Source organism: Allobosea sp. NPDC055353 (assembly GCF_053644975.1).
Genome location: NZ_JBSHMC010000001.1, coordinates 1,915,288 through 1,938,886 on the forward strand (window position 1 = coordinate 1,915,288; position 23,599 = coordinate 1,938,886).

General features: G+C 67.4%; 19 protein-coding genes. 6 read left to right on the forward strand and 13 right to left on the reverse strand.

What is annotated here, in order from left to right; genetic code table 11:
- Window positions 1-21 precede the first annotated feature (21 nt).
- Window positions 22-2,076, forward strand: a complete 2,055-nt coding sequence (locus ACWIEX_RS08850) for an oxidoreductase (protein WP_454032693.1) — start codon at window positions 22-24, stop codon at window positions 2,074-2,076.
- Window positions 2,077-2,089: 13 nt separating this feature from the next.
- On the opposite strand, the gene ACWIEX_RS08855 is transcribed toward ACWIEX_RS08850, so the two are convergent.
- Window positions 2,090-3,232 (reverse strand): NAD(P)/FAD-dependent oxidoreductase, encoded by a 1,143-nt coding sequence (locus ACWIEX_RS08855; protein ID WP_454033486.1) that lies wholly within the window; start codon window positions 3,230-3,232, stop codon window positions 2,090-2,092.
- Between the two features lie 320 nt (window positions 3,233-3,552).
- Between ACWIEX_RS08855 and ACWIEX_RS08860 the strand changes: the two genes are divergently transcribed.
- Genes ACWIEX_RS08860 through ACWIEX_RS08875 form a run of 4 tightly spaced genes read left to right on the forward strand, consistent with a single transcriptional unit; the run spans window position 3,553 to window position 9,303 of the window.
- Window positions 3,553-5,616, forward strand: a complete 2,064-nt coding sequence (locus ACWIEX_RS08860) for a hydantoinase/oxoprolinase family protein (RefSeq protein ID WP_454032694.1) — start codon at window positions 3,553-3,555, stop codon at window positions 5,614-5,616.
- A 5-nt stretch (window positions 5,617-5,621) separates the two neighbouring features.
- Window positions 5,622-7,610 carry a hydantoinase B/oxoprolinase family protein gene (locus tag ACWIEX_RS08865; RefSeq protein ID WP_454032695.1) on the forward strand — a complete coding sequence of 663 codons (1,989 nt, stop codon included), beginning with the start codon at window positions 5,622-5,624 and terminating at the stop codon, window positions 7,608-7,610.
- Complete coding sequence (locus tag ACWIEX_RS08870; RefSeq protein ID WP_454032696.1) at window positions 7,607-7,924, forward strand: (2Fe-2S)-binding protein; 318 nt, start codon at window positions 7,607-7,609, stop codon at window positions 7,922-7,924. The genes ACWIEX_RS08865 and ACWIEX_RS08870 overlap by 4 nt, the downstream gene beginning before the upstream one ends.
- The gene (locus tag ACWIEX_RS08875; RefSeq protein ID WP_454032697.1) at window positions 7,921-9,303 is read left to right on the forward strand and encodes an FAD/NAD(P)-dependent oxidoreductase; all 1,383 of its coding nucleotides are present in this window, start codon (window positions 7,921-7,923) and stop codon (window positions 9,301-9,303) included. Before ACWIEX_RS08870 ends, ACWIEX_RS08875 begins: the two co-directional genes overlap by 4 nt.
- A gap of 10 nt (window positions 9,304-9,313) precedes the next feature.
- Here ACWIEX_RS08875 and ACWIEX_RS08880 read toward each other — a convergent pair whose 3' ends face one another.
- From ACWIEX_RS08880 to ACWIEX_RS08905, 6 genes are all read right to left on the reverse strand, one after another.
- Entirely contained in the window at window positions 9,314-10,213 is a 900-nt protein-coding gene (locus ACWIEX_RS08880; RefSeq protein ID WP_454032698.1) for a LysR family transcriptional regulator, read from the reverse strand.
- A gap of 88 nt (window positions 10,214-10,301) precedes the next feature.
- On the reverse strand, window positions 10,302-11,612 hold the full coding sequence (locus tag ACWIEX_RS08885; protein WP_454032699.1) for an NAD(P)/FAD-dependent oxidoreductase: 1,311 nt from the start codon (window positions 11,610-11,612) through the stop codon (window positions 10,302-10,304).
- A gap of 10 nt (window positions 11,613-11,622) precedes the next feature.
- Window positions 11,623-12,351 (reverse strand): amino acid ABC transporter ATP-binding protein, encoded by a 729-nt coding sequence (locus ACWIEX_RS08890; RefSeq protein ID WP_454033487.1) that lies wholly within the window; start codon window positions 12,349-12,351, stop codon window positions 11,623-11,625.
- A gap of 2 nt (window positions 12,352-12,353) precedes the next feature.
- Window positions 12,354-13,010 carry an amino acid ABC transporter permease gene (locus ACWIEX_RS08895; RefSeq protein ID WP_454032700.1) on the reverse strand — a complete coding sequence of 219 codons (657 nt, stop codon included), beginning with the start codon at window positions 13,008-13,010 and terminating at the stop codon, window positions 12,354-12,356.
- A 23-nt stretch (window positions 13,011-13,033) separates the two neighbouring features.
- Complete coding sequence (locus ACWIEX_RS08900; RefSeq protein WP_454032701.1) at window positions 13,034-13,780, reverse strand: ABC transporter substrate-binding protein; 747 nt, start codon at window positions 13,778-13,780, stop codon at window positions 13,034-13,036.
- Between the two features lie 146 nt (window positions 13,781-13,926).
- A complete protein-coding gene (locus ACWIEX_RS08905) occupies window positions 13,927-15,252 on the reverse strand; it encodes an NAD(P)/FAD-dependent oxidoreductase (RefSeq protein WP_454032702.1) in 1,326 nt (441 codons plus the stop codon).
- Window positions 15,253-15,474: 222 nt separating this feature from the next.
- On the opposite strand from ACWIEX_RS08905, the gene ACWIEX_RS08910 reads away from it, so the two are divergent.
- Window positions 15,475-15,963, forward strand: coding sequence for an Lrp/AsnC family transcriptional regulator (locus ACWIEX_RS08910; protein ID WP_113585860.1), 489 nt, complete (start codon window positions 15,475-15,477; stop codon window positions 15,961-15,963).
- Window positions 15,964-15,971: 8 nt separating this feature from the next.
- Here ACWIEX_RS08910 and ACWIEX_RS08915 read toward each other — a convergent pair whose 3' ends face one another.
- From ACWIEX_RS08915 to ACWIEX_RS08940, 6 genes are all read right to left on the reverse strand, one after another.
- Entirely contained in the window at window positions 15,972-17,639 is a 1,668-nt protein-coding gene (locus tag ACWIEX_RS08915) for an ABC transporter ATP-binding protein (protein WP_454032703.1), read from the reverse strand.
- On the reverse strand, window positions 17,639-18,493 hold the full coding sequence (locus ACWIEX_RS08920) for an ABC transporter permease (RefSeq protein ID WP_454032704.1): 855 nt from the start codon (window positions 18,491-18,493) through the stop codon (window positions 17,639-17,641). The genes ACWIEX_RS08915 and ACWIEX_RS08920 overlap by 1 nt, the downstream gene beginning before the upstream one ends.
- Before the next feature lie 2 nt (window positions 18,494-18,495).
- The gene (locus ACWIEX_RS08925; protein WP_061963512.1) at window positions 18,496-19,446 is read right to left on the reverse strand and encodes an ABC transporter permease; all 951 of its coding nucleotides are present in this window, start codon (window positions 19,444-19,446) and stop codon (window positions 18,496-18,498) included.
- A gap of 88 nt (window positions 19,447-19,534) precedes the next feature.
- Window positions 19,535-21,148, reverse strand: a complete 1,614-nt coding sequence (locus ACWIEX_RS08930; RefSeq protein WP_454033488.1) for an ABC transporter substrate-binding protein — start codon at window positions 21,146-21,148, stop codon at window positions 19,535-19,537.
- Window positions 21,149-21,212: 64 nt separating this feature from the next.
- The gene (locus tag ACWIEX_RS08935) at window positions 21,213-21,929 is read right to left on the reverse strand and encodes an HAD-IA family hydrolase (protein WP_454032705.1); all 717 of its coding nucleotides are present in this window, start codon (window positions 21,927-21,929) and stop codon (window positions 21,213-21,215) included.
- 293 nt (window positions 21,930-22,222) lie between these two features.
- A complete protein-coding gene (locus ACWIEX_RS08940; RefSeq protein ID WP_454032706.1) occupies window positions 22,223-23,599 on the reverse strand; it encodes an aspartate aminotransferase family protein in 1,377 nt (458 codons plus the stop codon).

Genomic DNA, 23,599 nt, shown 5'->3' on the forward strand with positions numbered 1-23,599 from the left:
CCGGTCACAAGGGGGCATTCGGTGAGCGAGGCCATCGTCACAGCAGATCGTCATTCGGCTGCCGCCGGCGACCCCCTGCTTCAACCCTTCGCGATCAAGAACCTCCGGCTGCGCAACCGCATCGTCAGCACCAGCCATGCCTCGATGCTGGACGAAGGCGGCCTGCCGCTCGAACGCTATCAGCGCTATCACGAGGAAAAGGCCCGCGGCGGCCTCGCCATGACGATGATCGGCGGCTCGGCGATGACCTCGCCGGATTCGAGCTGGGGCGGCGGCCAGCTCGACCTTTCCAGTGACCGTATCATTCCACATCTGCAAGCGCTGTCCGAACGCATTCACGGCCATGGCGCCGCCGTGATGTGCCAGGTGTCGCATCTCGGTCGCCGCGCCACCTCCTATGGCTGGAACTGGCTTCCGGTGCTGGCGCCGTCGCGCGTCAGGGAAACGCGCAACCGCAATTTCCCCAAGGAGATGGACGACGCGGATATCGCGCGGATCGTCCGGGACTATGCCGATGCGGCGCTGCGCTGCATGCAGGGTGGGCTCGACGGCATCGAGACCGTGACCGGAGGCCATCTCATCGGCCAGTTCCTGTCGCCGCGCACCAACAGGCGCACGGATGGTTTCGGCGGTTCGCCGGAAAACCGGGCGCGCTTCGGGCTCATGGTCCACGAGGCCATCCGCAAGCGCGTCGGCGATGAGGCGATCGTCGGCATCCGCTTCGTGATCGACGAGGGCGTCGCAGACGGTTCGGATTTCGACGATTGCCTCGAGCTTGCCCGGATCTTCGAACGCGAAGGCCATATCGACTACTTCAACTGCATCTACGGCCGCATGGATACCGATCTCGCGCTGGCCGAGGACAACATGCCCGGCTTGTTCCAGCGCAACGCGCCCTATCTCGCCTCGGTGGCGCAGTTCCGCCGCGAGACGAAGCTGCCCTTGATCCATGCCGGCGGCATCCGCGACGTGGCGACCGCGCGCCATACGATCCGCGAGGGGGTCGTCGACCTCGTCGGCATGACGCGCGCTCATATCGCCGACCCGCATCTGGTCAACAAGATCAGGCGCGGAGAGGAGGAGCGCATCAGGCCCTGCGTTGGCGCCTCGTACTGCCTCTACAAGAAGGTCAACTGCATTCATAACGCCGCCAGCGGTCGCGAAACCGTGCTCGGCCACGAGGTCGCGCCGGCCTCGCGCCGCCTGAAGGCGGTGGTGGTCGGCGGCGGGCCGGCCGGGCTCGAAGCCGCGCGCGTCTGCGCCGAGCGGGGGCATTCGGTCGTGCTGTTCGAGGCAGCGGCGAAGCTCGGCGGGCAGTTGCTCGTTGCGACCGCAGCCGAGGAGCGCCACGACCTGATCGGCATCGTCGATTGGCGCATTGCCGAGCTGGAGCGGCTTGGCGTCGATGTCCGGACGAATTGCTATGCCGAGGCCGACACCGTCCGCGCCGAGATGCCGGACCTCGTGATCGTCGCCACCGGCGGCATTCCCGATACTGACTGGTTCGAAGGTTCGGACCTCTGCGACAGCGTCTGGGATGTGCTGACCGGCACGGTGCCGGGCAAGGCCGACGTGCTCGTCTATGACGGCACCGGCCGGCAGGCCGCGGCGTCCTGTGCGCTGCAGCTCGCCCGGCAGGGCAAGGCCGTCAGCATCGCCACGCCCGACGACGCGCTTGCCGTCGAGATGTCCTATATCGACAAGTCGAGCTTCCGGAAGCGCTTCGCCGAGCTCGGCATCCGCTCGCTCGTCGATGCCAGGCTGGAGAAGGTCGAGCGCCGCGGCAACACGCTGCAGGCCACGTTCCGCAACGAGTTGACCGGCGCCGAAAGCAGGGTCGAGGCCAGCCAGGTCGTCGTCGAATACGGCACGCTGCCGGCCGCCGAGATCTATCACGACCTGCGGCATCTCTCGGCCAATGACGGAGTGACCGATATCGCCTTCATGCTGGGTAGCGCGGAGGCGGCCGCTCCTGCGCCGGGGGGCTTCCTCCTGCACCGCATCGGCGACGCGGTCTCGAGCCGGGACCTCTATTCCGCGATCTACGAAGCCTACCGGCTCTGCTCGAAGCTCTGAGCGGTCGTCAGGATCAAGCCGCGGCTGGGCTGAGGCCGGTTTCCGCCTTGGCGAAGCGCTCGATCCGGAAGTCGTGGAGCGGGATCTCCGTGGTGCCCGTCGCGATCAGTTCGGCCATCGTGTCGCCGACGCCCGGGCCGAGCTGGAAGCCGTGCCCGCTGAAGCCGAAGGCATGGAAAAGGCCTGGCGTGGTGGCGGAGGCGCCCATGACCGGCAGCATGTCGGCGAGATAGCCTTCGCAGCCCGACCAGGTGCGGATCACCGAAACCTTGTCCAGGGCCGGCAGCAATTGCCCGAGGGCACGAAGCTGCGCCGGCAGCCGCGCCGGATCGGCCCTGGCGTGGCCGGGATCGAGATTAACGTCGACCCGTTCGGCCGCGCCGCCGAAGACGATGTTGCCGCGCTCGACCTGCCGGAAATAGGCGTCGGTCCCGTGCCGGCGGGTCCAGACGCCGACGACCGGCAGGATGCGATGGGGCAGGGGTTCGGTGACGCCCATCTGCGGCCCGCGCGGTGTGAGGGGAACCGGCTCGCCGAATTGCGCGGCGATCCGCATGCCCCAGGCGCCTGCGGTATTGAGCAGCTTGCCGGCCTCGAACACGCCCTTGGAGGTCGTTACGCGGAAGCCGGCATCGGTCTTCTGGATGCGGCCGACCTCGCAGTCCTCGACGATCTCCGCGCCGATCCGCCGCGCCGCATCGGCGAAGGCCGGCGCGATCAGCCGGGGGTTGCCCGAGCCGTCCTGCGGCGAGTAGGAGGCTGCGATCGCACCGGGGCCGAGGCCGGGAAAGCGTGCCCGGATCTCGTTGGCGCCGAGTTCCTCCAGTTCCAGCCCCCAGGGCCGCGCGGCCTCGGCATAGGCGCGCATGTCGATCAGCGCATCTTCTTCGAAGATCAGCCGCAGATGCCCGGTCGCGCGGAATTCGACGTCGCGGCCGAGCAGGCGCTCCGCCTCGCCCCAGAGCGTGCGGGAGCGATGCGCCAGCGGCAATTGCGTGAGATGGCGCCCGGTGCGGCGGATATTGCCGAAGGATGCGACGGTGGCGCCCGTGCCGACACGGTTTCGTTCGATCAGCGTGACCTTCAGGCCGCGCCGTCTCAGGAAGAAGGTTGCGGCGGTTCCCATCAGGCCGCCGCCGAGCACGATCACATCCATGTCCAGCCTCTGGATCATTTTCCGATCCGGATCGCAGGATCCGTCATTGCGAGCGTAGCGAAGCAATCCAGGGGCGGCAGCGCTCTACGTCTCCTGGATTGCTTCGCTACGCTCGCAATGACAATCCGATCCCATCGAAAAGCGCTCTTGCCGCGCGCCCGGGGTCCTTCGTCCGGCCGAACCTGCCGCCCGCCGGCGGCTAGGTCAAAGACGCGATGGCCGGCAGGCCATAAGTCCAGCCTATGGTCCTGCCACGCATGTCTCTTGGACCGCTCCGCGGCTTCCGTGCCAGCTTCCGGCGGCCAGCAAGAGGAGCGGACATGGACGGTGGAACTGTGCCGAGTGCGGACTGGAAGGTCGGCGTCGATATCGGCGGCACCTTCATCGATTTCTGCGCGCTCGAAACGCATTCGGGCCAGGTCGCGTCGCTGAAGGTGCTGACGACGCCGGACGATCCCGGCGCGGAGCTGATGACCGGCCTCTCGCTGCTGGCCGAGCGCGAAGGTCTCGATCCCCGCGCTGTGACCCGCTTCGTCCACGGCACGACGGTCGGCGTCAACACCATCATCCAGCGCAAGGGGGCGCCGCTCGCGCTGTTCACCAATGCCGGCTTCGAGGACGTCATCGAGCTCGCCCGGCTGCGCATGCCCGAGACCTATTCGCTGTTCTGCTGCCGCCCGGAGCAGCTCATCACCCGTGACCGGGTCTTCGGCATCCCGGCGCGCATGCGCTCTGACGGGCGCGAGACGGTGAAGCCCGATCTCGCTGCGGTCGCAGCCGCCGTCGCTTCGGCGAAGGCGCGCGGGGCCGTCGGCATCGTCATCGCCTTCCTGCACGCCTGGCGCGACGGCGCGCAGGAGGAGGCCGTCAAGGCCGAGATCGCCCGGCTGGCTCCGGAGCTCTTCGTCTTCACCTCGGCCGAGGTCTGGCCGGTCATCCGCGAATACGAGCGGACGACGACGGCGATCCTCAACGCCTATGTGCATCCCCGCATTGCCGGCTACCTGACGGCGCTGGAACAGCGGCTCGCGGATCGTGGCGTGCCGGCGCGCGCGCTTCTGACCAAGTCGAACGGCGGTGTGATGAACGCTGCCGAGGGCAAGCGCGCCTGCGTCTCGATGCTGCTCTCGGGCACGGCCTCGGGCGTGATCGGGGCGACCTGGTTCGCGCGACAGGCCGGCGAGAAGCGCGTGCTGACGCTCGACATCGGCGGCACCTCCGCCGACTTCGCCCTGATCATCGACGGCGAGCCCCAATACGGCACCGGCGAGATGATCGGCGAGTTCCCGCTCTATATCCCCTCGGTCTCGGTGAGCTCGATCGGCATCGGTGGCGGCTCGATCGCCTCCGTCGACGGACAGGGCGTGCTGCGCGTCGGGCCGGAATCGGCCGGTTCGACGCCGGGGCCGGCCTGCTATGGCCGCGGCGGCGAGCAGGCGACCGTCACCGACGCGATGGTGGTCTGCGGCTGGCTCGGCCATAGCGAGATGGCCTATGGCCAGTTGAAGATGGATGCCGGCCTCGCCCGCGCTGCCGTCGGGCGGCTGGCCGAAAAGCTCGGGCGGCCGCTGGAGGACACGGCGCAGGCGATCCTCGACATCGCCGTCTCCGAGATGTTCGTCGAGGTCGAGAAGCTGTCCTCGCGGGCCGGCGTCGACCTGAAGGATTTCACCCTGATGCCCTTCGGCGGCGGCGGCCCGATGCTCGGCGCCTTCCTCGCCCGCGAACTCGGCATGAACAGGTTGCTGGCGCCGCGCCGGCCGGGCGTCGTCTCCGCGCTGGGCGGTCTCGTCGCCGATCTGCGCGGCGACTTCGTCCGCACGCTTTTCGCCGAACTCTCGGCTGCGGTGCTGCCGCAACTGAAGGCGGCGGCGGCCGCGATGGTCCAGGACGGGCGCAACTGGCTGGCAGCCCAGGGGCATGTCGGCCCCGCCGATCTCCGGTTTTCGGCGGATATGCGCTATGTCGGCCAGAGCTATGAGATCGAGGTCCCCCTGCTGCCGGCCTGGCTGGAAGCCGGCGACCCGGCGGCGATTGCCCGGGAATTTCATCGGACCCATCAGCGGATCTACGATTTCGACGATCCCGATGGCCGCATCGAGATCGTCAATCTGCGGCTTTCGGCCATCGGTGCCGGCCCCGTGCTGTCCTTCCCGGAGGTCGCGGAGACCGATGCTGTCGCTATCCCGGAACGCGAGCTGACGATCCACACCGGCGGGAGCCGTAAGGCCGTCGGCCTCTATCGCCGCGCCGATCTGCAGCCCGGCAACCGCTTCGCGGGGCCGGCGGTCGTTGCGCAGGAGGACACCACGGTCGCGATTCCGGCCGGCGCCAGCGCCCGGATCGACAGCCATCTCAACCTGCACCTGACCTTCGCGGAGTGATGCCGATGTTCGACCGGATGAAGCTTCAGGTGCTCGCCAATCATGCGCGCGCCGCCGCCGAGAACATGGCGCATACGCTGCACCGCACCGCCCATTCCGCCTTCGTCAAGGAGACGGAGGATTTCACCGTCATGCTGATCAGCCGCCGCGGCGACACCTTCGCCGTGCCGATGGAGCTGGGTGCGACCTGGTATCCCGGCCTGTCCTGGGCGCCGGCACTGGCGATGGTCGACGACTACAAGCCGGGCGACGTCGCCTTCACCAACGATCCCTATTCCTGTTTCGTCGCCACCCATGCGCCCGACACCCATCTCTGGAAGCCCGTCTTCCACGAGGGCGAGATCGTCGCCTGGACCGGCGGCCACATCCACAACACCGACATGGGTGGCGCCGTGCCGGCCTCGCTCTCGCGGGCGCTCACCGAGATCCATCAGGAGGGTATCCGCTTCCCGCCGATGAAGCTCGTCAACGAAGGCGTCTTCGACGAGCAGATCCTCCGGATCATGACGACCAATGTGCGCAAGCCGGACCTGAACATCGGCGATATCAAGGCACTGGTCGGCGCGCTCAACACCGGCGAGCGCAAGGTGCTGGCGATGATCGAGAAATTCGGCCGCGAGGCTTTCCTTGAAGGCATCGATGCGCTGCTCGACCACGCCGAAGCGCAGGCGCGCGAGGTGCTGCGCGGCATGCCGGACGGCACCTGGGAATTCGCGGATTACGCCGACGAGGACTCGGTCGAGGCCAATCCCTGCCGCCTGAAGCTCAAGCTCACCATCCGCGGCGACGAGGCGGTGCTGGATTTCACCGGCTCCGATCCGCAACTCGGCTCCTCGCTCAACGTACCGAGCGGCGGCAATCCCCGGCATACGATCCTGCTGGTCGGGGTCTATTACGTCCTCTACACGCTGAATCCGAAGATCCTGCTCAATACCGGGCTGACGCGCCCCTTCACCTGCATTGCGCCCGAGGGAACGGTCCTGAACCCGGTCTTCCCGGCCGCGGTCGGCATGCGCTCGCTGACCTGCGCGCGGCTGCGTTCGGTGATCTTCGGGGCGTTCTCGCAGGCGGTGCCAGAACGGCTGCCGGCCGCGCCCGCCGGCAACAACTGCATCGTCAACGTGATGACCACCGACGAGCGCACCAGCCGGACCGTCATCGCCGCGGTCAACCCGGTGGTGGGCGGCGGCGGCGGCATGCCGCATCGCGACGGCACCAACGGCTCGGGCGCCGACGCCGCCTATCTCAAGAACACGCCGATCGAGATCACCGAGACCGAGACGCCGGTGGAATTCGTCAAATACGGGCTGGCGCGGGACAGCGGCGGCGCCGGGCGCTGGCGCGGTGGCCTCGCCACCGAGATGGCGTTCCGTGTCTTCGCGCCCGACAGCCGCATCACCGCCCGCAACCGGGACCGCAGCTTCTTCCGCCCCTGGGGCGTGCTGGGCGGAAAGGCCGCAGGTCTCTCCGACATGGTGGTCAACCCGGGGCAGCCGGAAGCGCGGCGGCTCGGCAATATCGATACCGCCGTGCTCCAGCCCGGCGACGTGCTGGAGATCCGCTCGGCCGGCGGCGGCGGCCGGGGGCACCCGTTCGACCGCGAGGCCTGGCGCGTCGCGGAGGATGTCGTGCGCGGCTATGTCTCCCAGGCGGCGGCCGAGCGCGAGTACGGCGTCGTCATCAGTGACGGCGTCCTGGACGAGGATGCGACGAAGCTACGACGCGGCGACCGCGCGGCCGTCGCGGGCCACTTCCATTTCGGCCCGGAGCGCGAGGGCTACGAGGCGCAATGGACGCCCGGCGCCTATGACAGGCTGACGGCGATCCTCGCCGGCCTGCCGACCCATTGGCGCTTCTTCGCCAAGACCGAGATATTCCGCCGCATGACCGGCAGGGTCGGTGCCCGAGGTGTGGACGAGGCCTTTGCCGCAGCCAGGGTCCGGTTTCCCGAGATGCCGGAGCCTCGGCTATCCTATGCCGAGGCTGCCGAATGAGTATGGCTGCAGGCGAGGCGATGGGGCGGCTGGTTCGGCTGACAGAGACGGATCGCGCGCCGCTGCGCTTCGTCCTCGACGGCAGCGAGCACCGCGCCTTGGCGGGCGACACCGTGCTCAGCGCGGTGCTCTCGGTTGCGCCCGCTTTGCGCCGTTCCGAGTTCGGCCCGGAGGCTCGCGCCGGCTTCTGCCTGATGGGCGCCTGTCAGGATTGCTGGATCTGGCAGGAGGATGGGCCGCGGCTGCGGGCCTGTTCGACGCCTCTGGTCGAAGGCATGCGCCTCCTCTCCGACATTCCCGGCGATTGGCCATGAGCGTCGCGGAAAAGCCGTGCGTGGTCGTCGTCGGCGCCGGGCCGGCGGGCATCCGGGCGACAGAGACCCTGGTCGCCGCAGGCCTGACGCCCGTCGTGATCGACGAGGGCGAGCGGGCGGGCGGCCAGATCTATCGCAGGCCGCCGCAAGGCTTCACGCGCCCGCCCGAGATCCTTTACGGCTCGGAGGCCGCGAAGGCGGTCGCGCTGCACGAGACTTTCGACGCCATGGCCGCGGCAGGCCGCCTCGCTCATCATCCACGAAGCTCCGTCGTGGCCATCGCGGACGGGCGGTTGCAGGTGCTCGACGGGGCGGGTTCGCGCTGGATCGCCTATGACCGGCTGATCCTCGCGATCGGAGCGATGGATCGCGTGATGCCCGTGCCGGGCTGGGAGAATGCTGGTGTCTACGGGCTCGGCGCGATGCAGATCGCGCTGAAGGCGCAAGGCGCGGCGCTGGGGCGGCGTATCGTACTGGCTGGCTCCGGCCCGCTGCTGACCCTGCTCGCGGTGCAGTTGCTGAAGGCCGGAGCGGAGATCGCGGCCGTGCTGGATACGGCGCCCATGCGCCGGCAGTTGCGCGGCTTTCCCGGTCTGTCGGCGAGACCGCTTTTCGCATTGCGCGGGCTGATGATGCGCCGGCGCCTTGCCGGGCTCTACCATGCCGGTGTCCAACTGGAGCGTATCGAGGCCGATGAGCGCGGCCCGGTCGCCTTGCTCTGGCGCGACGCCGCGGGCCGGGAGCAGCGCACGGCCTGCGACGCGGTCGGGCTGGGCTGGCATCTGCGGGCGGAGACCCGCCTCGCGGATCTGGCGGGCTGCGATTTCGCCTATGACGAAACCTGGCGGCAATGGCTGCCGAAGGCCGATGCGGTCGGCCGGGCTGTACCGGGCGTCTATCTCGCCGGTGACGGACTCAGGATTCTCGGCGCTGACGGGGCTGAGGTCGCCGGGCGCCTGGCCGCCGCGGCATGCTTGCAGGACCTTGGCTTGCCGGCACCGGACATGGCGGGCGACAGGCGCCGTCTCGCGCGATTGAGCCGCTTCGCGCGCGGCGTCGCCGAGGCCTTTCCCTGGCCGGCCGAGGCGGCGGCGGGATTGCCTGCTGAGACGGTGATCTGCCGCTGCGAAGGCGTGACGGCGGGTGAATTGCGCAAGACCGTCGATTTCGGCGGCGGCGAGGTCAATCGCGCGAAATCGCTGGGGCGTGTCGGCATGGGGCGCTGTCAGGGACGCTATTGCGAACTGGCCGCTGCGGAGATCGTCGCCGGCAGCGCAGGCCATGATTGTGTCGCAGCGGCGGGCCGGCTGCGTGGCCAGGCTCCGGTGAGGCCGGTCCCGATCGCAGCCTTGCTTCAGGATGCGGTCGTCGAAGGGTAGAGCGGCGCGTTCATGCGTTGCCGGGCCGGCCGAGGTCCCGGCAGGCGGCCCGCAGGCAATCGCGCATCAATTCATGGCTGGCCGAGAGCGGCCGGTCATTGCTGGTCAGGATCGCGATCGGCACCTCGATCCGGGGCTCGAACGGCCGGGTCACGACGCCGTTGAACTGCTCCCAGGGCAGCAGGCTGTCGACGATCGCGATGCCCAGCCCGTCGCGCACATAGGGCAGGGCCGTGATCGAAAGATCGATCTCGATCGCCGGTGCATAGGCGAAATCCTCGGCTTCGGCCGAGGCGGCGAGCAGCCGGCCCGGCAAGGTGTCGGCGCGATAGGAGATCAGGGTCTCGTCGCTGATATCGGCGAAACGGACGCAGTCCAGCCCCGCCAGCCGATGCTTGGCCGAGACGACGCAGACCAGCGTGGCGCGCCCCACCGTCTCGGCATGGATGCCGGCATGCGGCAGGTTGTTCATGGCAATGCCGAGGGACACCTCGCCGTTGCGCAGCATCTCGACGATGGCCGTCTGCGAGGCGATCAGCGAGCGCACGACGATTTCGGGATGGGCTTCCCGGAAGGCGGTCAGGGCCCGCGGCACGATCGACATGGACGGCGGCGCCGATGCAGCGAGCCGGACAAGACCGGTGCGGCCGTGCCGCATGTCGATCGTCCGGCGCCTGAGCGCATCGAGCTCGCCGAAGATGTGCTCGGCCTGGGAGTAGAGTTCCTCGGCCTCCTGCGTCGGCACCAGCCGGCCGCGCACGCGGTTGAACAGCTTGAAGCCGAGCTGGTCCTCGGCATGAAGCAGGATCTGGCTGAGCGCCGGCTGCGAGATGTTCAGCATCGCGGCCGCGCCGGTCACCGTGCCGCAGCGCATCAGCGTGCAGAAGACTTCGAGTTGGCGCGCCCGCATCTGTCGTCCCATCAACGGCGATAGCGCAGACATCGCCGCCGTCGACGCGGATGTCCAGTCTCAACCGCCGCTGGGCTGGCTTCCCGGATTATCGCTGGTCCCAGCGATCGCGCATTTCGTAGAACAGCACGGCGAGCGGCAGGAACCAGGGCTTGCCGTAATAGAGCGGGCGGCTGCGGAAGGGCAGGTCGGCATAGGCGCTGGGCGCATCCCTGCTGCCGAGCATGCGCTGCGCGATCTTGTGGCCGAACCAGCTCGCCCGCGCGATGCCGGTGCCGTTGTAGCCGCAGGCGTAGAAGATGCCGTCCTGCTCGCCGAGATGGGGCAGCTTGTCGAAGGTGAAGCCGGTCTGGCCGTGCCAGTAATGCGTGATCGGCGTCCGTTCCAGCTCGGGGAAGACCTGCAGCATCTGCTTGCGCAGATGGGCGGCATTGGCGTGGCCGACATTCTCGCCGGTCACCTTGAGCACGCGCCCGCCGAAGAGAATCCGGGTCCCGTCGGGCGAGGGGCGGTAATAGGTCACGACACGCTGGCTGCCCGCCAGCATGCGCCGCTTCGGCATGAGGCGATCCATCACCTCGGCTGGCAGTTGGCTGGTCGCGATCAGCGCGCTGCGGATCGGAATGATCCGCCGCTGCAGGAAGGGCAGGAGCGCTCCGGTATAGCCGTTGGTCGCGACGAGGAGCTGCTTCGCCGTGATCGTCCGCCCCTTGACGGAGAGGCTGAACCCACCGGCCTGCGATGCGATCGCCGTGACGCGGGCGCCGCCGACGATCTTAACGCCGAGGCGGCGCGCGGCCTCGGCGAGGCCGGCGACATAGCGGGCCGGGTGCAGGCCGGCATAGCCGGGCATGGCGAGGCCGCCATGGTAGAGTTCGGTGCCGATCTCGCCCTGCTGCTCGGCCCGCGGGACCAGATAGGCATCGCAGGGCATGACCTGCCGGATGCGGTCGAGATTGCGCCCCATCGCGTCGTAGAGGCGTGGCGTCATCGCGCCCCGGAAATAGCCGACCACCGCGAGGTCGCAGGCGATGGCCTCGCGGGCCACGACATCCTTGACGTGCTCCAGGGCGAGGAAGCTTTCCTCGACGATGGCACGCGCCTTGTCCGGCCCATAGGCCATCGCGGTGTCGAGGCTGGCCCAGCCCGGGCCGAGCATGCCGCCATTGCGGGAGGAGGCGCCCCAGCCGGGGGCTTCCGCGTCCAGCACGGTGACCTGCTTGCCGGCCCGGGCCAGCGTCAGCGCGGCGTTGAGCCCGGTGAAGCCGGCCCCCACGATCACGACTTCGCTCTGCCCCGGCAGTTCGCTCGCTGTCGGGGCTGCCGGCTTCGCCGCATCCCACCAATAGGGTGTGTCGACCGCATCATCGCTGAAGAACGGACCGGTCAGGCGAGCCATGCGTATGTCCTCACGAAGGCAGGATGCGCCGCAGGAAATCCTGCGTGCGCGGGTTCTGCGGGCGGCTTAGAACTTCGTCGGGCGGGCCCTGCTCGACCAGAACGCCACCATCGAGGAACAGCACGCGGTCTGCGACCTCGCGCGCGAAGCCCATCTCATGGGTGACGACGACCATCGTCATGCCCTCGTCGGCGAGCGAGCGCATGACGGCGAGGACCTCGCCGACGAGCTCCGGATCGAGCGCCGATGTCGGTTCGTCGAACAGGATCGCGTCGGGCTTCATGCCGAGCGCGCGCGCGATCGCGACGCGCTGCTGCTGGCCGCCGGAGAGCTGGGCGGGATAGGCGTCGATCTTGGCGCCGAGTCCGACACGGGTGAGCAGATCCCGCGAGCGCTTCAGCACCTCCTCGCGCGGTTCCTTCTTCACGAAGATCGGGCCTTCCGCGACGTTTTCCAGCGCTGTCCGGTGCGGAAACAGGTTGAAGCGCTGGAACACCATGGCGACGCGGGTCCGCACCTGCCGGATTGTCCACGACCCCGTGTCGACCCGTTCGCCGTGCACGGCGATCGAGCCGCCTTGATAGGTCTCGAGGCCGTTGATGCAGCGCAGGAGCGTCGACTTGCCGGAGCCGGACGGTCCGATGATGCAGACCACCTCGCCCTTCTCGACCGAGAAGGAGACATCGTGGATGACTTCGACCGAGCCGAAGGATTTTCTGATGTTGCGCAGTTCGATGATGCTCATCGGGCCTGCCTCAAGCGGCGTTCGAGCCAGCCGTTGAAGGCGGTGAGCGGCAGGCTCATCGCGAGGTAGATCAGGGCGACCATCGTGAAGATCGTGGTGTTCTCGAAGGTCGAGGATGCCAGCAGCTTGCCCTGCAGCGAGAGCTCCGCGACGGTGATCGTCGAGGCGAGCGAGGAATCCTTGAGCAGCATGACCATGGTGCTGCCATAGGGCGGGAGCGCCACGCGGATCGCCTGGGGCAGGATGACGCGCCGCATCAGCAGGCCCCAGCCCATGCCGATCGAGAGCGCCGCTTCCGTCTGGCCGCGGTCGATCGCCTCGATGCCGGAGCGGAAGACTTCGGCCATATAGGGCGAATAGGCGATGCCGAGGCCGATGATGGCGGCCTGGACGGCGCTCAGCGACAGGCCGAGATCCGGCAGCACGAAATAGATGTAGAACAGGGTGACGATACCGGGGATGCCGCGCACGATGACGATGATCGTGCGCGCCGTCCAGGCGAGCGGCGCGATGCCGCTCACCCGCATGAAGGCCCAGACCAGGCCCAGCACTGTGGCGAGGACGAAGGCGCCGAGCGTGACCAGCAGCGTGAGGTAGACGCCCTGCATCAGGATCGGCAGGTATGTCGGAACCTGGCTGAGAAAATGCGTCATGACGGGATGGGGATGGTGCGCGCTCAGAGACCCCACTTTTTCAGGATCGTCTCGAAGCGGCCGTCCTTCTTCATGTTCGCGAGGCTGATGTTGATCTTCGCCAAAAGCTCGGCATTGCCCTGCTTGACGGCGATGTTGATCGGTCCCGGCACCGAGGGCTTGTAGGATTTGACCAGTCGCAATTGCGGGAAGCGCCCCTGCGCGAGGTTGTAGGCCAGGATCGGATAGTCGCCGATGCCGGCATCGAGCCGGCCGTTGGAGACGTCGCGCAGGATGTCGGGCAGGCTGTCATAGGCGCCGACCTCGGCCGGCGCGCCCGAGGCCTTGAGGGCGTCGATATAGCGCGTACCGATCTGGCCGCCGACCTTCTTGCCCTTGAGATCCGCGAAGCCGGCATAATCCTTGGTGTCGTCCGACTTGACCACGAGACCCTCGCCATAGGCGTAGACGTCCTGGCTGAAGTCGACGACCTTGGCGCGCTCCGGCGAGCCGTACATGGCCGCGGAAATGATATCGATCTTGCCGGAGGTCAGCGAGGCGATCAGCGTCGAGAACTGCATCGGCTGGATCTCGACCTTGAAGCCGGCGTCCTTGCCGATCTCCTCGATCACGTCGACCATCATCCCCTGGATGGTGTTGGACTTGGCGTCGAGGAAGGTGAACGGCGTGCCCGTCGGCGTCGAACCGACCTTGTAGACCGTCTGTGCCTGGGCGGTCGCCGCGGCGGCCATCATGGCGAGCGCCGCGACCGTTGTCCTGAACCCGATCATCCCGTTCCCCTTTTTGCTTCGAATTCGCTCGTCTTTCCGAACTGGCCCATGCAGCATCCGTGCCCGGCGCAGCGAGCGAAAAGACGGATTTTTTCCGGGTCCATAAGCCGGGCTTATGCGGTCCGGGCGTGTATCGTTCCGCCGGTCTAGAACTCCGCCACCTTGCCGAAGGCCGAGCCCTCCAGTCGCTCCGGCCGATAGGGCGCCGGATCGACGATCGGCTGCGCGCCGGTCACGATATCCGCGATCATGTGGCCGGCGCCGGGACCGATGCCGAAGCCGTGGCCGCTGAACCCGGCTGCGAGGATGAAGCCCGGCAGGCCGGTGAGCTCTCCGATGGCCGGCACGCCATCCGGCGTCGAGTCGATATAGCCCGCCCAGCGCGCCTGCACCGGCACGGCCTTCAGGGCGGGCAGCAGGTGCTGCGCCCGCTTATGGGTCTCGGCGATCTGGCGCGGATCGGGCGTCGGGTCGAGGATGCGGTTGGCCTCCATCGGCGTCGGCGCGTCGAGCTTCCAGCGACCGAGCGTCTCGTGGCCGGCCTTCCAGCCGTCCAGCCCGCCGATGGCGAGGCTGCGCCAGCGCCGCAGGAACATCGGTACGAACTGGCGGGCGAAGCGCAATTGCTGCGGCGTCGGGTCGACGCGGGCGCCGCCGCTGATCGCCAGCGTGTAGCCGCCATCGCTGCGCCGCGTCACTGAGACTGCGGCGGTATGCAGAGCGTCCGGCAGGCCGGTCGCGCCGGGCGCGACCGATAGAATGGACGATCTGACAGAGGATTGCGGGAAGCGGATACCATACTGGTTGAGGAACGAGGAGGCCCAGGCACCGCCGGCATGGATGACCGTCGTGGTTCGGATCGTGCCCTTCTCGGTCACGACGCCCGAGACGCGCCCGCCCGCCGTTTCGATGCCCCGCGCCGCGCAGAACTGATGCACGCTCCCGCCGGCCTTGAGGATGCCGCGCGCGATCACCGGTGCGGCGCGGGCGGGATCTGCGGTGCCATCCGTCGGCGAGAACACGCCGCCCTTCCAGCGCTTCCCGGTCGCGCTGCCGCGGTTCGAGGCTTCCTCCGGTGAGAGCATGTTGGTGACGACACCCTCACCGCGGGCGAAATCGCGCCATTTCGCCCAACTGGCGAGCTGTGCGTCGTCATCGCTCAGATAGAGCAGGCCGCAGCGACGGAAGCCGAGATCCTCTCCGATCTCCCCGGCGAAACGATCCCAGAGCGTCAGGCTTTCCGTCGCCATCGGCAGCTCGCGGGCGTCGCGGTTCTGCTGCCTGCACCAGCCCCAGTTGCGGCTCGACTGCTCGGCGCCGATCCGGCCCTTCTCGATGAGCGCGACCTTCACGCCGCGCCGTGCGAGATAATAGGCGGCGCTGACGCCGACGATGCCGCCGCCGATCACGACGACATCGGCGCTCTCGGGCAAAGCGGGGCTGGTTTCGATCTCGAACAGTGGCGCCGGCATCACGGTCTCCTTGCCGAGGCGAGATTATCGGCCGGACGAAGTGCATGTGCGCCGCAGATCGGATCGCAACGGCATTTCCTTCGGTTCAGACGGGATATTTTCGTCATCGCCTGCGCTTGGCACCTGTTAGACACTGCGCATTGTTCCCGGCATAATCTGCTGCCGGAGCGCCCGATGCTGGACGGCGCCCAGCATTTGTCCGTCGATCGAGGTGGAATCGCCATGAAGCTTGACCAGATCGACATCAAGATCCTCTACGAGCTGCAGAAGAACGGCCGGATCACCAATGTCGAGCTGGCCGAGCTGGTGAATCTGTCCCCGAGCCCCTGTCTGATGCGCGTCAAGAAGCTGCAGCAGGACGGCTACATCACCGGCTATTCCGCCCGCATCAATGTCGGCAAGCTCGGCCAGACCCTGACGGTCTTCACCGAGGTGACGCTGAAGAACCACCGGCAGATCGATTTCGCGCGCTTTCTCGCCGCCATCGAGAAGCTCGACCAGGTGATCGAATGCCACCTGGTCTCGGGCGGTTACGATTATCTCGTGAAGTTCGTCACCAGCGGCATCATCGAGTACCAGACGCTGATGGAGCGGCTGATCGACCTCGATATCGGCATCGACAAGTATTTCAGCTTCGTCGTGCTGAAATCGCCGATCGTGAAGCCGCATATGCCGCTGACCAGCCTGTTTCCGGTCACGGCGACGAGCTAGGACTTGCGTCAGCGCTTCGAGAAGGCGGCGACGAGTTCCGGATCGCGTTCGAGCTTGTCGAGCCAGCTCGGGTCGAGCTTGGGCACCGATGACATCAGCAGACGGGCATAGGGGTGGCCGCCGGCTTTGCCGACTTGATCGGCCGGCAACTGCTCGACCTTCACGCCGCGATACATGACCGCGACCTCGTCGCAGATCGCCTGCACGGTCGTCAGGTCGTGGCTGATGAAGAGATAGGACAGGCCGAGCTCGCGCTGCAGATCCTTCAGCAGTTCGATGATGGCCGCGGCGACCACCGTATCGAGCGCGGAGGTGATCTCGTCGCAGAGGATCAGTTCCGGATCGGCGGCGAGCGCGCGGGCCAGATTCACGCGTTGCTTCTGTCCGCCCGACAATTCGCTCGGCAGCCGGTGCTTCAGGGCGCGCGGCAGATGCACCAGCTCGAGCAGCCGGTCGATGCGTGCGTCGCGGGCAGCGCCACGCAGGCCGTGGTAGAAGGTGAGGGGCCGGCCCAGGATATCCTCGATCGGCTTGGCCGGATTGAGCGCCGTATCGGCCGACTGGAACACGATCTGGAGCTTGCGCAGATCATCGGCGCTCCGGTCCTGCGCCCGCGGCGCCATCGGCTTGCCGTCGAAGGAGATCGTGCCGGACGAAGGCGGGATGATGCCGGCGATCGAACGCGCGAGCGTGGACTTGCCGCAGCCGGACTCGCCGATGATGCCGAGATTGCGCCCGCGCTCCAGCTTGAAGCTGACCTTGTCCACCGCCAGGATCAGCGGCGTTCCATCCGCCTGCAGCTTGCCGTAGCCGGCGCTGACGGATGCGAGTTCCAGTACGGGGCGAGGAGCCGCGCCTTCCGGGCCCGCCACCTGTGCGGGCACGCGCCCGGGCGGCGCGAAGGCAGCGAGCAACTCCTGGGTATAAGGGTGTTTCGGCGCCGACAATATCTGTGCGGTGGCGCCGACTTCCTGGATGACCCCACCCTTCAGGACGATGATGCGGTCGGCGATCTGCGCGACGACAGCCAGATCGTGCGAAACATAAACACCGGCCATGCGGCTCTGGCGCATCACCGATTTGAAGGCGCGCAGGACCTCGATCTGCGTGGTGACGTCGAGAGCCGTCGTCGGCTCGTCGAAGATCACGACCTTCGGGTCGCCGATCAGCGCCATGGCCGCCGAGAGGCGCTGGAGCTGGCCGCCGGAGACCTGGTGCGGATAGCGCGTGCCGATCGTCTCGGGCGAGGGCAGGGAGAGTGCACGGAACAGGTCCACCGCCTTGGCCTCGGCCTGAGCACGCGGCATCAGGTCGTGGATGCGGGTGATCTCGATCACCTGGTCCATGATGCGCTGCGCCGGATTGAAGGCGGCGGCCGCGCTCTGCGGCACATAGGAGACCGCGACGCCGCGGATCTTCGCGCGTTCCTTCTCCGATAATGCGGCCATGTCGGCGCCGTCGACGCGCACACTGCCGCCGGTGAGGCGGCAGCCGGTCCGCGTATAGCCGAGCAGGGTCAGTGCGATCGTGGTCTTGCCCGAGCCGCTCTCGCCGATCAGCGCGACGATCTCGCCCGGCGCGATCTCGAAGCTGACGCCCTTGATGATCTCGACGCGCCGGCCGGCATCGGTGGTCGCCTCGACCTTGAGGTCCCGGATTTCGACGAGAGGGCTCATCATTCGCTCCGGTCGCGGATCTTCTGGGGCAGGTTGTCGATCAGCAGGTTCACCGCGATCGTCAGGCTGGCGATGGCGAAGGAGGGCGCCATCACGGCCGGCGAGCCGAACGGCAGGCCGCCGATATTCTCGCGCACCAGCGAGCCCCAGTCCGCCTCCGGCGGCTGCACGCCGAGGCCGAGGAAGGACAGGCCGGACAGGAGCAGCACGATGAAGACGAAGCGCAGGCCGACATCGGCGAGCACCGGCCCGATGATGTTGGGCAGGATCTCGGCGCGGATCAGGTAGCTCAGCTTCTCGCCGCGGATGCGCGCCACGGTGACGAAATCCGTGGTGTTGACGTTGACCGCGAGCGCCCGGGCGAAGCGATAGGAGCCGGGCGTGTAGATGATGCCGAGGATCACCATCAGCACGGGGATCGAGGAACCGACGCCGGCAACGGCAACGAGAGCGAAGAGCTTGCTGGGGATCGAGCTGAGCGCGTCGATGAAGCGGCTCAGCACCGTGTCGAACCAGCCGCCGCTGACGGCCGCGGCCATGCCGAGCGTGACGCCGATCGTGCAGGCGATCAGCGTCGCCGCCAGCGAGATGCCGACGGTATAGCGCGCGCCGAACATGATGCGCGAGAGCATGTCGCGGCCGAGATAATCCGTGCCGAGCAGGAACTGCAGGCTCATCGGGCCGAAATAGTCGGTGTCGACGATGTCGCTGATGCCGTAGGGCGTCACGTAGGGAGCAAGGATCGCGATCGCAGCCCAGGTCAGGATGATGACGAGGCTGATCCAGCCCGTGAGGTTGAAACGATATCCCGCCCGGCGCGGCTTCAGGATCGTGGTGGTGGCGTCGGTTGCCATGATCAGCGCAATTTCGGGTTCGACAGGATGGCGATGACGTCCGCCGTCGTGATCAGCAGCAGGTAGACGACGCAGAAGATCATCGCGCAGCTCTGGATCAGCGGCAGGTCCCGCGTCGCCACGGCATCGACCATCAGCTTGGCGATGCCGGGATAGTTGAAGATCGTCTCGACGATGATGACGCCGCCGAGCAGATAGGAGAGCGACAGCGCCACCGCGTTGACGATCGGGCCGAGCGCATTGGGCAGCGCATGGCGCAGCACGACCCGCGTGCGGGAGGCGCCCTTGAGCTGCGCCATCTCGACATAGGGCGTGTCGAGGGTCTCGACGACGGCGGCACGCGACATCCGGATCATCTGCGCGGAGATGACGAAGCTCAGCGTGAACACCGGCATCGCATAGATGCGCAGCATCTCGCCGAAGGAGTGGACGTCACGCGCGAAGGACAGCGCCGGCAGCCATTTCAGCCAGACGGCGAAAATCAGCACGCCCGCCGTGGCGATCATGAATTCCGGCACCGAGATCACCGTGATCGTCGCCATCGTGACCGAGCGATCATAGAGCGTGCCGCGCAGCATGGCGGAGGTGATCCCGAGCGCGAGCGCGATCGGCACCGAGAAGAGGGCCGTCGCGGCCGCGAGTTGGAGCGAATTGCCGAGCCGCCCGGCGATCAGCTCCGCGATCGGCCGGTTATTGGCGTAGGATATGCCGAGATCGCCGGTCAGCATTCCGCCGAGCCAGCGGAAGAAGCGCAGGATCGCCGGGTCGTTGAGATGCATCGCCGTGCGAAGCCCTGCCACGGCCTCCGGCGTCGCCGCCTGGCCGAGCAGAACCTCGGCCACGTCGCCGGGCAGGATCTGGGTGGCGCAGAACACCACGAACGAGACGATCAGCAGCGTCAGCAGCGCGACGAGCAGCCGTCCGCCCAGCAGGGACAACAGGTGAAGGTTCATCGACGCTCCCGCAGCTGACACCTCCAGGTGGAGTGTGACACGAAAAGGGGGCCGGACGCACGCGCCCGGCCCGCAGGAGAAGAGGGCTTTAGCCTTCGAGCCAGACGTACTCGGCGAAGGCGTAGCCCATCATCCCGCCGAGCGGGTTCGGAAGCAGGCCCTTGAGCTTGTTCGAGATGGCATCGACATTCGAGATGTAGACCGGGATCGCGGTGCCGGCCTCCTCGGCGACCATCACCTGCATCTCGCCGTAGATCTGCTTGCGCTTGGCCTCGTCGAGCGAGCCGCGCGCCTCCAGCAGCATCTTGTCGAACTTCTCGGACTTGTACTGGCTCTCGTTCCACGGCGCGGTGGAGGCGTAGAGCAGCGAGAACAGGATGTCCGGCGTCGGTCGCGGGTTGATGTTGCCGAAATGGACCGGGGCCTTCAGCCAGTAGTTCGACCAGTAGCCATCCGAGGGAACGCGCTGGATGTCGAACTTCATGCCGATCGCATTGCCTGCCTGCTGGACGAGCACGGCCATGTCGACCGAGGAGCCGGCGGCATCCGAGGCGACGATCGGGATCGACTGGCCGAGCACGCCGGCCTTCTGGAACAGCGACTTGGCCCGCTCGGGATCGAACGCCTTCGGCTTCAGATCCTTGTTGTGATAGACGTTCATCGGCGGAACGGGCTGGTCGTTGGCGATCTCGGCCAGGCCGCGCAAGGCCGATTTCTGGATCTGCTCGCGGTTGAGCAGATATTTCATGCCGGCCACGAAATCCGCCTTGTTGCCGGGCGCCATGTCCAGCCGCATGTTGAGGTTCGTGTAGTTGCCGGTCGTGGTCTTCGACAAGACGACGTTCGGCTGGCTCTCGACCAGGCGCATCGAGCGCGGATTGATCGCCGCGGCCATATGGATATCGCCGGAGAGCAGCGCGTTGACACGCGCCGTGTCGTCGGTGATCGCGAAGAACTCGAAGGAGTCGAGGTTCGCCCCGCCGGGCTTGAAGTAGTTCTTGTTCCGGGCGGCGATCGAGCGCACGCCGGGCTCGAAGGACTCGCAGGTGAAGGCGCCAGTGCCGTTCGCCTTGGCGAAATTCGTGGTTCCGTCGGCGATGATCATGAAGTGGTGCGTCGACAGGATGGTCGGCAGGTCGCCGTTCGGCGCCGCGAGCGTGATCTCGACGGTCAGCGGGTCGACCGCCTTGAACTCGGTCATCTGCTTGGCGAGCGAGTTCGACTTCGAGCCGACGGCCGGGTCGAGATGGCGCTTCAGCGAATAGATGACGTCGGCCGAGGTCAGCGGCTTGCCGTCATGGAAGGTGACGCCCTTCTTGAGCGTGACGGTCCAGACCTTGGCGTCCTTGGTCTCGAACTTGTCGGCGAGCTCCATCTGCAGCTTGCCGTCGCCGTCCAGGAAGGTCAGGCGGTTGTAGAAGGCGCAGCAGCGGACATAGTCCGTCGACAGCGAGGCCTTGGCGGGATCGAGCGTGTCGGCGGTCGAGGACGACCAGCCGGCCGCCTTCAGATTGCCGCCCTTCACCGGCGTGGCGGCGAGCGCGGAGGTGGCGCGCGCCAGCACGAGGCTGCTGGCGGAGGCGGCGAGGCCGCCGGCCATCAGCATCTGCAGGAGATCGCGGCGGCTGGCGCCGCGGCGGATCGCATTCTCGACGATGGCGTCGTCGGCGCTCGTCCAGCTGGAAGAAATCTTGTCGGTCATGCTCATTCCCCTCTTCTGATTTGCGCCGTTGCGCCGGCGTTGGTCTTCTTCGTTGCGGGTTCCTTCAGGCCACCAGACGGCTCTCGACGGCATCGGCGAGCGCGCCCATCGAGGTGAAGTGGAAGTCGGGTTCGGTGAAGCGTTCAGGCTCGATCGTGCCGCCATAGCCGGCTTGCGCGTGGCGCCGCTGAATCCAGCAATTGCTCAGCCCGAGCTTCCGCGAGATTCCGATGTCATGGTACTGGCTCTGCGCGACATGCAGGATCTGGTTGCGCGAGCCGCCCTCCTTCTCGACGAAGGCGAAGACCTGCTCGAAGAAGGCCGGGTCCGGCTTTTCGGTGCCGGTGTCGTCGACGGTGAAGCCGGCATGGAACGGGTTGCCCAGCGCGCGGGAGAAATGCTCGAAAGCCCAGCGCTGGGCGTTTGTCATCGCGATCAGCTTGTAGCGCTTGGCCAGCCGGGCGAGGGCATCAGTGCTGTCCGGGAACGGGCGCCAGTCCTTGACCGCGTCCCGCAGGCGCTGGCCATGGCTGCCGCCGACGGGCAGGCCGAGCTTCGGCGCGATCACGCCATAGACCCGGACGAGATCGTCGGGGAAGTGCTGGACATCCGGCATATAGCGGGCGCCGCGGTAGAGGTTCAGTGCCTCCTCGCCGTCGAAGGGAACCCCGGCCTCGCGTGCGATGGCTTCGAGGCTGCCGACAAGGCCGCCCTCGAAATCGATCAGCGTGCCCACGACGTCGAAGGTCATGTAGCGGAAGTCGCCGAAACCCTTAGCCATCGCCTCTCCGCTTCTCCCGCTTTTGCGTGCGGGTATCCGTGATCGTCGGCGAGCGCGGTCGCGTCGCCTCGGGGTTACTCGGTCGCAGGTCGCGACGGTTGCGTTCTGTTCCCCGGCCGCTCTGCGCCGGCCGTGAATGAGTTTCCCACCGCTGGCTCGCCGGATTCACCGAATGTCGAAAACCGGGCGGCACAAAATTCCGAATTCGCGGAGTTCGCGGAATATCGGCTGTTGCGGAAGCGGGCGCGAGGAGAAGCTGCGTCCGCTCCCGATGACGTGATGGGACCGGACGGTCACGCCATCGCGGCGCGCACATCCGGGTCGGCCAGCGTCTCGTCCAGCGTCGCGCGGGTCCGTTCGACGATGGCGTCGATCTCGCTGTCGGTGCAGCACAGCGGCGGCGCGTAGCCCAGCACACCGTTGCCGAAGGCCCGGATGACCAGACCCCTGTCCCAGGCGCGGTCGAAGATGCGCTGGGCCGGCGCGGAGGACGCGGGCAGCGGCGTCTTCTTCGCCTTGTCGGTGACAAGCTCGACCGCGGCCAGCATGCCGCGGCCGCGCACCTCGCCGACGAGGGGATGATCGCTGAGGCTTTCGAGCCCCGCCATCAGGCGCGCACCGGCCTTGCGGCCGTTGTCGAGCAGGCCGTTGTCGTAGAGGCGCAGCACCTCGAGGCCGACTGCGGCGCTGACCGGATGGGCCGAATAGGTGTAGCCATGGCCCACCGCCGCCGCGCCCGCGCCGTCCGCGATGACCGCGTAGACCTTCTGCGACATCAGCACGGCGCCCATCGGCACATAGCCGGAGGTCAGTCCCTTCGCGACGGTCATCAGATCGGGGACGATATCCTCGTCCTCGCAGGCGAAGAGCGGACCCGTGCGCCCGAATCCGGTGATCACCTCGTCGGCGACGAAGAGGATGTCGAGCTCGCGGCAGAGCTCGCGCATCGCCTTGACCCAGCCGGGCGGCGGAACGAGCACGCCGCCGGAGCCCTGGATCGGCTCGCAATAGAAGGCTGCGACCCGCTCAGTGCCGCCCACGGCCTCGACCTTGGCCCTGAGCGCCGCCAGCGAGGCGGCGATGACGGCGTCCGGCGCCGAGCCCGCCGGGTTGCGGTAGGTATAATGCGACGGAATTTTATGCTGCCAGTCATAGGGCACGCCGAAGCCGGCATGGAAGACGGGCAGGGCGGTGAGGCCGGCGCCGACGGTCGAGGAGCCGTGATAGCCCTGCTCGATCGAGATGAACTGGTCCTTCTGCGGCTTGCCGCGCGCCTGCTGATAGTAGCGGATGAAGCGGACCGTGCTGTCGATGGCGTCCGAGCCGCCGAGCGTGAAGTAGACGCGGTTGAGGTCGCCCGGCGAACGTTCCGCGAGCTCAGCCGCCAGCCGGATCGCCGGCTCGGAGCCGAGGCCGAAATAGCCGGTCGCATAGGCGAGTTCGCGCATCTGGTTCGCCGCCGCCTCGACGATGCTGTCATGCCCGTAGCCGGCGTTCACGCACCACAGCCCGGCGAAGCCGTCGATGAGCTGCTTGCCGGAGGCATCCGTGATGGTCGCGCCTTTCGCCGAGCGCAGCACGCGAACCCCGGCCTTCTCGTGGCCGCGATAGGAGGCGACCGGATGAATCCAGTGTTCGCGGTCGAGTTCGATCAGGGAATTGCTCAACAT

Coding starts and splice junctions, on each gene's coding strand:
- ACWIEX_RS08855 (WP_454033486.1), bottom strand. CDS start 3,232: ATGGATGTGATCGTGCTCGGCGGCGGCCTGATGGGAACCGCCGCAACC.
- ACWIEX_RS08860 (WP_454032694.1), top strand. CDS start 3,553: ATGGACGGTGGAACTGTGCCGAGTGCGGACTGGAAGGTCGGCGTCGAT.
- ACWIEX_RS08865 (WP_454032695.1), top strand. CDS start 5,622: ATGTTCGACCGGATGAAGCTTCAGGTGCTCGCCAATCATGCGCGCGCC.
- ACWIEX_RS08870 (WP_454032696.1), top strand. CDS start 7,607: ATGAGTATGGCTGCAGGCGAGGCGATGGGGCGGCTGGTTCGGCTGACA.
- ACWIEX_RS08875 (WP_454032697.1), top strand. CDS start 7,921: ATGAGCGTCGCGGAAAAGCCGTGCGTGGTCGTCGTCGGCGCCGGGCCG.
- ACWIEX_RS08880 (WP_454032698.1), bottom strand. CDS start 10,213: ATGCGGGCGCGCCAACTCGAAGTCTTCTGCACGCTGATGCGCTGCGGC.
- ACWIEX_RS08885 (WP_454032699.1), bottom strand. CDS start 11,612: ATGGCTCGCCTGACCGGTCCGTTCTTCAGCGATGATGCGGTCGACACA.
- ACWIEX_RS08895 (WP_454032700.1), bottom strand. CDS start 13,010: ATGACGCATTTTCTCAGCCAGGTTCCGACATACCTGCCGATCCTGATG.
- ACWIEX_RS08900 (WP_454032701.1), bottom strand. CDS start 13,780: ATGATCGGGTTCAGGACAACGGTCGCGGCGCTCGCCATGATGGCCGCC.
- ACWIEX_RS08905 (WP_454032702.1), bottom strand. CDS start 15,252: ATGCCGGCGCCACTGTTCGAGATCGAAACCAGCCCCGCTTTGCCCGAG.
- ACWIEX_RS08910 (WP_113585860.1), top strand. CDS start 15,475: ATGAAGCTTGACCAGATCGACATCAAGATCCTCTACGAGCTGCAGAAG.
- ACWIEX_RS08915 (WP_454032703.1), bottom strand. CDS start 17,639: ATGAGCCCTCTCGTCGAAATCCGGGACCTCAAGGTCGAGGCGACCACC.
- ACWIEX_RS08920 (WP_454032704.1), bottom strand. CDS start 18,493: ATGGCAACCGACGCCACCACCACGATCCTGAAGCCGCGCCGGGCGGGA.
- ACWIEX_RS08925 (WP_061963512.1), bottom strand. CDS start 19,446: ATGAACCTTCACCTGTTGTCCCTGCTGGGCGGACGGCTGCTCGTCGCG.
- ACWIEX_RS08930 (WP_454033488.1), bottom strand. CDS start 21,148: ATGACCGACAAGATTTCTTCCAGCTGGACGAGCGCCGACGACGCCATC.
- ACWIEX_RS08935 (WP_454032705.1), bottom strand. CDS start 21,929: ATGGCTAAGGGTTTCGGCGACTTCCGCTACATGACCTTCGACGTCGTG.
- ACWIEX_RS08940 (WP_454032706.1), bottom strand. CDS start 23,599: ATGTTGAGCAATTCCCTGATCGAACTCGACCGCGAACACTGGATTCAT.